General features: G+C 59.5%; 10 protein-coding genes. 3 read left to right on the top strand and 7 right to left on the bottom strand.

Annotation, left to right across the window (positions count from 1 at the left end; all coding sequences use genetic code 11):
- Positions 1-24: 24 nt before the first annotated feature.
- The 6 genes from KBF66_RS17800 to mltG are packed head-to-tail and all read right to left on the bottom strand — an operon-like array spanning position 25 to position 4504.
- The gene (locus KBF66_RS17800; RefSeq protein ID WP_296660598.1) at positions 25-687 is read right to left on the bottom strand and encodes an ankyrin repeat domain-containing protein; all 663 of its coding nucleotides are present in this window, start codon (positions 685-687) and stop codon (positions 25-27) included.
- Positions 681-1478: a TatD family hydrolase gene (locus KBF66_RS17795; RefSeq protein ID WP_296660595.1), complete on the bottom strand. Its 798-nt coding sequence runs from the start codon at positions 1476-1478 to the stop codon at positions 681-683. Before KBF66_RS17795 ends, KBF66_RS17800 begins: the two co-directional genes overlap by 7 nt.
- Before the next feature lie 9 nt (positions 1479-1487).
- Positions 1488-1859: a PilZ domain-containing protein gene (locus tag KBF66_RS17790; protein ID WP_296660591.1), complete on the bottom strand. Its 372-nt coding sequence runs from the start codon at positions 1857-1859 to the stop codon at positions 1488-1490.
- Positions 1856-2851 carry a DNA polymerase III subunit delta' gene (locus tag KBF66_RS17785; RefSeq protein WP_296660587.1) on the bottom strand — a complete coding sequence of 332 codons (996 nt, stop codon included), beginning with the start codon at positions 2849-2851 and terminating at the stop codon, positions 1856-1858. Before KBF66_RS17785 ends, KBF66_RS17790 begins: the two co-directional genes overlap by 4 nt.
- Positions 2848-3495, bottom strand: a complete 648-nt coding sequence (gene tmk, locus KBF66_RS17780; protein WP_296660584.1) for a dTMP kinase — start codon at positions 3493-3495, stop codon at positions 2848-2850. The genes KBF66_RS17785 and tmk overlap by 4 nt, the downstream gene beginning before the upstream one ends.
- Before the next feature lie 16 nt (positions 3496-3511).
- Complete coding sequence (mltG, locus tag KBF66_RS17775) at positions 3512-4504, bottom strand: endolytic transglycosylase MltG (RefSeq protein WP_296660579.1); 993 nt, start codon at positions 4502-4504, stop codon at positions 3512-3514.
- A gap of 47 nt (positions 4505-4551) precedes the next feature.
- Between mltG and KBF66_RS17770 the strand changes: the two genes are divergently transcribed.
- Both KBF66_RS17770 and KBF66_RS17765 read left to right on the top strand, forming a co-directional pair.
- Entirely contained in the window at positions 4552-5484 is a 933-nt protein-coding gene (locus KBF66_RS17770) for a folate-binding protein (RefSeq protein WP_296660576.1), read from the top strand.
- 60 nt (positions 5485-5544) lie between these two features.
- Positions 5545-6012, top strand: coding sequence for a CreA family protein (locus KBF66_RS17765; protein ID WP_296660572.1), 468 nt, complete (start codon positions 5545-5547; stop codon positions 6010-6012).
- A 45-nt stretch (positions 6013-6057) separates the two neighbouring features.
- Here KBF66_RS17765 and rlmB read toward each other — a convergent pair whose 3' ends face one another.
- Complete coding sequence (rlmB, locus tag KBF66_RS17760) at positions 6058-6840, bottom strand: 23S rRNA (guanosine(2251)-2'-O)-methyltransferase RlmB (RefSeq protein ID WP_296660568.1); 783 nt, start codon at positions 6838-6840, stop codon at positions 6058-6060.
- Positions 6841-7026: 186 nt separating this feature from the next.
- On the opposite strand from rlmB, the gene KBF66_RS17755 reads away from it, so the two are divergent.
- On the top strand, positions 7027-8252 hold a 1226-nt coding region (locus KBF66_RS17755), incomplete at its 3' end, for a transglutaminase family protein (protein WP_296660565.1).

The following is an 8252-nucleotide window of genomic DNA, read 5'->3' as shown; positions in this document are numbered from 1 at the left end:
TAATATACATCGTATAAAGTCAAGTCACCACGTTCCCTTGGGCCGCATACCTCGCACAAACGCGCGGATGATCTCTGCTGATTCCGTCCGACTGACCCGTTCTGCGAAATCCAGGGCGTTCAAACCCTGCATGTTTTTCAACAACGGATCTGCACCGGCTTCCAGCAAAACCTTGACGGCCTCAGGTGTACCGTACATGGCTGCCATCATCAGCGGCGTCGTGCGGTTTGGCGACTCAGCGTCAATGTATGCATGTTCCTCCAGCAACAACCGGATCACCGGCAACTGGCCGTTGGTCGCTGCGTAATGCAACGGCGTCCAGCCAGGCTTATTGACATCAGCATCTTTCTTGATAAGCAACTGGCAAAGCTCAAGGTCACCCGCCAAAGCCGCCATCATCAAGGCGCTTTCATCCGCTGGGTTGCGTTGTTCAATTCGGGTCTTTGGCCAGTTCAGCAGCACCCTGGTCACTTTCGGCGACGGTGATTTGATGGCAAGCAGCAAACCTGGTACACCGGCAGGATTGACCGTGTTGGCATCAAACCCGCGCTGTAGAAGCCTTGCAATCAACACCTCGTCGTCGAGTTCAATGGCCTTGAAATAGTCCTCGTAAGAACCAGCATTGACACATGAAAAACCAATAAATACAAATAGATAAAAGGCTTTTTTAATGTAATTTATCAGCATGAAAGAACCCCCTTGAACAATCTTTCAAAGTTCCGGCTGGTGATCTCCGCCATCTCCTCCAACGGCAAGCCGCGCAGTTCGGCCAGATGCTGGGCTACTTTCGCCACGTACGACGGATTGTTGGTTTTGCCCCGGTAGGGCACCGGTGCCAGGTAAGGACTATCGGTCTCAATCAACAGCCGGTCCAGCGGCACCCATGCTGCCATAGCACGCAAATCCTGTGCACTCTTGAACGTCAGAATACCGGAAAAGGAGATGTAAAACCCCAGATCCAGAGCCTGGCGCGCAGTGTCTGCATCCTCTGTGAAGCAATGAAACACACCGCCAGCACAGCCCGCAGAACCGTTCTCGCCTTCGTCACGCAAAACTGCCAGTGTGTCCGCCGCGGCATTGCGGGTGTGGATGACCAGCGGTTTACCCAATTGCCTGGCGGCCCGGATGTGACAGCGAAAACGCTCGCGTTGCCAGTGCATATCAGCCACACTCCGACCGTTGAGACGGTAGTAGTCCAGCCCGGTTTCACCAATCCCCACCACCCGCGGCAGGCTGCCAAGTTGCAACAGACCCTCAAGACCCGGCTCCTGGACGCCCTCACTGTCCGGATGCACGCCTGCGGTGGCCCACAACTGCGCGTGCTCGGTCGCCAGTGCATGCACCGCCGGGAACTCCTCCAGCGTGGTGCTGATGCACAAAGCACGTCCCACTTGTGCCGCCTCCATGGCACGCAAAATGGCTGGCAGCTCAGACAGCAGCCCGGGAAAGTTCAGGTGGCAATGGGAATCGGTGAACATGCAAACGTATTACAAGGTTTGAGAACTACGGTCGGTGGCGACAAAGCTACTCAGGCAGGCCTCAATTTTCTGTTTGAGCGCCAAAGATTTCTCATCTTTGGCCAGGCGAATCCCCACACCTTGGGTACGTCCACCGGTGGCATTGGCCGGGGTAACCCAGGCCACCTTGGCCGCCACCGGGTAGCGCAGCGGGTCATCCGGCAAGGTGATCAGCACGTACACCGAGTCGCCCAAGTCATAGTCACGCTGGGTCGGGATAAACAGACCGCCGTCGATCAAAAACGGCATGTAGGCACTGGCCAGACCAGGCAGGTCCTTGATGGCGAACTGGATCACACTGGGCCGGGGCACCGGGGTTTTGGCGGTGGGCGGGCTGTTCATGTCTTTGAGGTGAGGGCAAGTTGTGCCTGACTGATCAGCGCTTCCTGCATCAACCCGGCGTTGAACGGGTGCTCCACGGTGCGCCGGGCATCACTCAAAGTTCTGGCCCAGCGACTCAGGCTGTGCCAAGAGCTGGCCTGGGCCAGTGGCGCCAGCTCGGACGGTTCAAAAAAACGTGGTGCCGCATCGGCCTTGAGCACTTGCAGGTCATGACACAACTTGTGCAATGCATCCACCAATTGCGCTGGTGTCCAGTCTTTGAACCAACTCACGTCCCCCCGCAAGACAGCGAGCGGCAATTGGCTCCAACCGTCACCCAGCTGAGCGAAATGCACGGCATCCTGCACCCGGCCACCCGCTGCGCGCAAACTCAACGCCGCCTGCACCGGTGTCAGGCCCTGGGCGGCCAGCCAGGTCAGCGCCTGGGGCTGGTCGGGCCAGACCATGCTGTGGCCCAAGCAGCGGCTACGGATGGTGGGCAACAACAAGTGTGCCGCTTCAGTGGCGAGCACAAATTTCAGATCCCCGGCGGGCTCTTCAAGGGTTTTCAGCAAGGCATTGGCGGTGATCAGATTCATGCGTTCAGCCGGAAACACCAGCACCACTTTGCCCCGCCCACGAGCGCTGGTGCGCTGGGCAAACTCCACCGTGTCGCGCATCGCGTCGACCCTGATTTCCTTGCTCGGCTTGCGCTTCTTGCTGTCAATGTCGTCTTGCGCTTTCTCGCCCAGGGGCCATCCCAGATTCAACAACGTGGTCTCCGGCATCAACACCGCCAGATCCGCGTGGGTCAACACATCGATGGCATGGCAGCTGTTGCAATGCCCGCAGGCACCCTGCCGGTTCGGCTGCTCGCACAACCAGGCGCGCGCCAAAGCCATGGCCAAATCCAGTTGCCCCAAACCCGAGGGCCCTGCCAGCAGCCAGGCATGACCGCGCTGCAGCAGCAGGGTTTGCAGCTGCGCCGCGATCCAGGGTGGCAGATGCGTCACGACAGCCACCCACGCTGTTGCACCGCCTGCAACACCGATTGCCAGACATGTTCGCGCAGGTCATCCGCCGCAATCCGCGCAAAACGCTGCGGCTGCGCCTGCAGCCGTTGCACGTAACCCTGGCTGACGCGCCTAAAAAACTCAACTGGTTGCGCCTCAAATTTGTCCGGTACCCGACTGTGGATCAGCCGCTGCGCGGCAACCTCGGGTGCCAGTTCAAACCATAAAGTCAAATCGGGTTGTCGAACAAAATTGCCCTCTGGCGCAGGTACCATCTGCACCAAATGCTCTAGATATTGAAGCGTTTCAAGGTCAAAACCACGGCCACCGCCTTGATAGGCAAAGGTGGCGTCTGTGAACCGGTCACACAACACCACCTCGCCACGCGCCAGCGCTGGCTCGATTTGCTGTTGCAGATGGTCGCGCCGTGCGGCAAACACCAGCAAGGCTTCGGTCATCGGGTCCATGGCGTCGTTAAGCACCAAGGTGCGCAGTTTCTCAGCCAGTGGCGTACCGCCGGGCTCCCGCGTCAGCGTCACCACCCTGCCCTGCGCCACAAAGGCGTCGGACAAGGCCGCGATGTGGGTGGACTTGCCAGCACCGTCGATGCCCTCAAAGCTGATGAATATCCCGCGTCTGGTCATGGGTAAACGGTGGCGGTCACTGGCCGCGCTGAAATTTGTTGACGGCACGATTGTGCGCGTCCAGATTGTCACTGAACTCGCTGCTGCCGTCTCCGCGCGCAACAAAATACAGCGCACGACTGTTGGCCGGTTGCGCCGCCGCCAACAATGCCGCCTTGCCTGGCATGGCAATCGGGGTGGGTGGCAAGCCGCCACGGGTATAGGTGTTCCAGGGGGTGTCAGTCTGCAGGTCACGCCGGCGCAGATTGCCGTCAAACGCCTCACCCATGCCATAAATGACGGTCGGGTCGGTTTGGAGCGGCATCCCCAAGCGCAGACGATTGACAAAAACAGAGGCAATCAGCGTCCGGTCGCTGGCGCGGGCCGTTTCTTTTTCAACGATGCTGGCCAGGGTCAACAGCTCGGCCGGAGTTTTGAGTGGAAGGTCTGACGCGCGCGCCTGCCACGCCGCGGCAAGATGAGCATCCATGGCGCGCATGGCCCGCGCCAGGAGCGCCAGATCACTGCTGCCCTTGGCAAAGGTGTAAGTGTCTGGATAAAAACTCCCCTCGAACGCCTGCCCCGCCCGATTCAGCTTTTGCATGATCACATCGGGCGTCAGCGCTTGTGTATCGGGCATCAGGTGCTCTGATCTACGTAGCGCACCAAGTACCTGGCGGGTGTTCCAGCCTTCCACCAGCGTGACCGCTCGCAGCGCCTCGTCACCGCGCACCAGTTTGGCCAGCAGGCCGCGTGGTGTCAGCTCACCGGTCAGTTCGTAACTGCCAGCTTTGATCTGACGCGCCTGGCCCGACAGCCGGAACCAGGTATACAGGGCAGGCGCCGAAGTGTGCACACCGGCATCGACGATCGCTTGAGTCACGCCGCGTGCAGACGTGCCTGGCTCGATGGCCAGGTCCACCACCGGGCGGCCAAGCGGCATGGGGGCGTTGAGCCACCACCAGCCCAGGCCGGCCGCGCCAATCAACAGTGCCAGCAGCACCCCCAAAACGGTCAATACACCACGCACAACCCTGCGGCCTCCAAGAAAAATAGCAGCGCATCATAATCCGCCCCATGACAAAGACTTCTCTTCACGGCGTGACCCGACTGACGGATGTTGGGCTGATTCGGGTTCAAGGCGATGATGCGGCCAAGTTCTTGCACGGGCAATTGACGCAGGACTTTGTGTTGCTGGGTATGGCACAAGCGAGACTGGCCGCCTTTTGCAATGCCAAAGGGCGGATGCAGGCCAGTTTTATCGGCTTCAAACGCAGCGCGACCGACATCCTGCTGGTATGTAGCCAGGACGTTCTGGCACCGACCCTGAAACGCCTGAGCCTGTTTGTGATGCGCGCCAAGGCCAGACTCAGTGATGCCAGCGCGGAGTTTGACGTGTATGGGCTGGCCGGTGAGACTTGCATCCAAGCGATTCAAACTACAGCTGTCAAGCTTGACGACATTTGGGCTAAGGCCGATTTCGAGTCGCAAACTCTGGTTCGACTTTACCCGGCAGATGGAGTACCACGCGGGTTATGGGTGACACCGGTGGGCAGTGCCAGCCCTGCTGGCCCGGCAATGGCAAACGAGTTATGGGCCTGGAGCGAAGTGCGCAGCGCCATTGCCACCATCACGGCACCTGTGGTCGAAATCTTTGTGCCCCAGATGCTCAATTACGAGTCGGTCGGTGGCGTGAATTTCAAGAAGGGCTGCTACCCCGGCCAGGAGGTGGTGGCGCGAAGCCAGTTTCGTGGCACGCTCAAACGACGCGCTTATCTGGCGCATTGCACCACCCTGCTGCAAGCGGGTGAGCCACTGTTTGTGCCCGACGAGGCCAGTCAGCCTTGCGGCTCCGTCGTGCAGGCCGCTGCCGCGCCAACCGGCGGATTTGACGCGATCGTGTCGATGCAAATCAGTGCGTTTGAGGCAGATCAGGTGCATCTGGGAAGCGTCGGCGGCCCCCGGCTGAACCTGACAGCGCCGCCCTATGAATTGCTGGCGGATGTATAGACACCACATGAGCCGCACCATGAACCACGATGGGCTCGTTTGCCCGCAGAAAGGTTTGCAATGAAATCCACCACTTGTGCCCTTGCGTTATGCCTCAGCACCGGTATTGCCGGTGCCGAAGTGATTGGTGATGTCAGTACCACCTTCAAGCTGCTTAGCCCCAACGACAAGGTCGTGGTTGAAGTGTTTGACGACCCCGAGGTGGCGGGGGTGTCGTGTTACCTGTCACACGCCAAGACCGGGGGCTACAAAGGAGCCATGGGTTTGGCCGAGGACACCTCCGATGCCGCTGTGGCCTGCCGTCAGGTTGGGCCGATCGGCTTCAAGGACAAGATCGATCAGCAAGACGAGGTGTTCAACACCCGCTCGTCATTTTTGTTCAAGCATGTGCGGGTGGTGCGAATGGTCGATGTCAAGCGAAATACGCTGGTGTATCTGGTGTACTCCGACAAGCTGATCGATGGCAGTCCGAAAAACAGTGTGACCGCAGTTCCGGTCCCGCTGAACTTGCCAATTCCAGTTAGATAATTTGGTAAAAATGCTATCAAGCGCTTATTCAATAACGCTTTATTGCTATTTATTTTTAAGTAGACTGCGTTGCCGCATGGCTTCATACAAGCAGATGCCACTGGCGACCGAAACGTTCAGGCTTTCCACCGCACCCCGCATCGGAATCGACACCAGTTGATCGCAGGTCTTGGCTGTGAGCTGGCGCATGCCCTCCCCTTCGGCACCCAGCACCAGCGCCACCGGTCCGGTCAGATCGGTCTGATACAAGTTCTGTGTGGCGGCATCACTGGTGCCGATGATCCAGATATTGCGCTCTTTAAGTTCATTGAGCGTGCGTGCCAGATTGGTCACCATCAAATAGGGGACGGTTTCGGCGGCGCCACTGGCCACCTTGGCCACGGTCGCGTTGATACCCGCGGCGTGATCCTTGGGCGCAATCACGGCATGGACGCCGGCGCCGTCGGCCACCCGCAGGCAGGCACCCAGGTTATGCGGGTCGGTCACGCCGTCCAGCACCAGGATCAGCGCTTGTTCACGCTCTGCTGCGGGTTTGTCGATCTGTGAGGCTTCCTGCGCCTCGAGCAGCTCGTCCAGCGAAGTCACCTGCTTGATCTCTTGTACGCGTGCTGCCACACCTTGGTGGCCGTGGCTGCCGCACAGGCGAGCCAGGCGCACGCCATCGGCTTCAAGCAGCCGTACACCGGCTTCGGCCACCCGATCCACAAAGGCGCGCATTCGGGCGTCGCGGCGGCTGGGGTCGGCATAAATTTCCATAATCGACCGGGGCGCGGTCTTCAGCCGCACACCCACGGCATGAAAGCCGAAAAGGACTTTGGGGTTGCTCATGGCGGGTATTATCGTCGGCACGCTTGAACCAAATCGATGCGTCGACCTGACATCGCATCCACCAAAGCAGGTCGTGTCATGACCATGCCAGCCACTGGCACTAAGATTGCTTCATTCCGACGATATCCAGGCCATTGGCTTATTGGCCATTTGGGGCTTCCCACACGGGATTTTTGAGACCTTTGTATGACCATCCACGCAGCGCTGAACCACGTCACCCACTACACCTACGACCGCCTGGTCAACCTGGGGCCGCAAGTCATTCGTCTGCGCCCTGCCCCGCACTGCCGCAGCAAGATCATCTCCTATTCGCTCAAGGTTGAGCCCGAGGGCCATTTCATCAACTGGCAGCAAGACCCGTTTGCCAATTACCAGGCACGCCTGGTGTTCCCTGAAAAGACCAAAGAGTTCAAGGTCACCGTTGATGTGGTGATGGACATGGCGGTCTACAACCCGTTTGACTTTTTCCTGGAGCCAGCTGCTGAGGAGTTTCCGTTCTGCTACGAGCCTGAGCTAAAGCAGGAGCTGACACCCTACCTGAACCCCGACCCGGTGACACCGCTGCTGCAGGCGCAACTCGACAAGATCGATCGCAGCAAGCGCCGCAGCGTGATTTTTCTGGTGGACCTCAACACCATGGTTCACAAGGCCATCAACTACACCATCCGCATGGAGCCGGGTGTGCAAACGCCCGAGGAAACCCTGGCATTGGCCTCCGGTTCCTGCCGCGACTCGGCCTGGTTGATGGTGCAATTGCTGCGCAACTGTGGTTTGGCGGCCCGTTTTGTGTCGGGCTACCTGATCCAGCTTAAACCCGACGTCAAAGCGCTCGATGGCCCCAGCGGCACCGAGGTGGACTTTACCGATCTGCATGCCTGGTGCGAGGTGTATTTGCCTGGCGCCGGCTGGGTCGGGCTCGATGCCACCTCGGGTCTGCTGGCGGGCGAAGGCCATATACCGCTGGCCTGCACGCCGCAACCCTCCGGTGCGGCACCCATCGAAGGCGGTGTGGATAAAAGTGAGGTGGAGTTTGCCCACCACATGGCCGTCACCCGCATTTACGAGGCTCCACGGGTGACCAAGCCCTACACCGAGGAGCAATGGGCGGCGGTGATGGCGTTGGGCGATGCGGTCGATCAGGAGCTGGTCGACAACGACGTGCGCATGACCATGGGGGGTGAGCCAACGTTTGTGGCCGTCAACGACCGCGACGCACCAGAATGGAACACCGATGCACTCGGCCCCACCAAACGCGGTTTTGCCACCGAGTTGGTGCACAAACTGCGTCAAGAGTACGGCCAGGGCGGTTTCTTGCACTTTGGGCAAGGCAAGTGGTACCCCGGCGAGCAGTTGCCGCGCTGGGCGTTGAACATTTACTGGCGCACCGACCGCCAGCCGGTATGGTCCAACCC

This window comes from Rhodoferax sp. (assembly GCF_018063565.1).
Classification (GTDB): domain Bacteria; phylum Pseudomonadota; class Gammaproteobacteria; order Burkholderiales; family Burkholderiaceae_C; genus Rhodoferax.
Note: the sequence above shows the minus strand (reverse complement) of the source record. Positions and strands in the feature narration are given on the sequence as shown.